Genomic DNA, 478 nt, shown 5'->3' with positions numbered 1-478 from the left:
CGCGAGCCTGTTCCGCAGCGCGTACGCGGTGAGTAGGTGGACAACCCGCCGGCTGATGGTCTCGACCCGAGACAGCTCTTCCAAGAGGTTGAGGGTCCATTGGGACTGGTGATCCGTGTCATGATCACTGACTGTCTTCGACTCCGCTACGAGATCGGTCAGGTCGCGGATCTGCTGCTCGACCCACTGTGCCAGGTCCTTGGGTACCGGCGCGGACTGCGACATCAGATTTACTCCCTTGACGGTCTCGTCTCTAATGACTAGAGTCGACTTCACTCGATGCTCTAAAGGCTAGAGCATAGACCTTGGGAGGAACAGACCATGCCGCAGACGTTCATCGTGGACCAGGCCCCGAACTGTGAGGGCTGCGGATCGCCCCTGGAAGCCCGTACGCACTCCGGTGGGCTTCCGAAGCGGTTCCACAACGATGCGTGTCGCAAGCGGGCTCTGCGTGCCTCTCAGCGGTCTACCGACCCTG

The 478-nt window shown here is 60.9% G+C and carries 1 protein-coding gene; it reads right to left on the bottom strand.

Going from position 1 to position 478, the window contains the following annotated elements:
• A partial coding sequence (locus tag E1182_RS30775) for a hypothetical protein (RefSeq protein ID WP_132271217.1) occupies positions 1-225 on the bottom strand: 225 nt, incomplete at its 3' end.
• Positions 226-478 lie beyond the last annotated feature (253 nt).

This window comes from Micromonospora sp. KC721 (assembly GCF_004348355.1).
Lineage (GTDB): Bacteria > Actinomycetota > Actinomycetes > Mycobacteriales > Micromonosporaceae > Micromonospora.
Note: the sequence above shows the minus strand (reverse complement) of the source record. Positions and strands in the feature narration are given on the sequence as shown.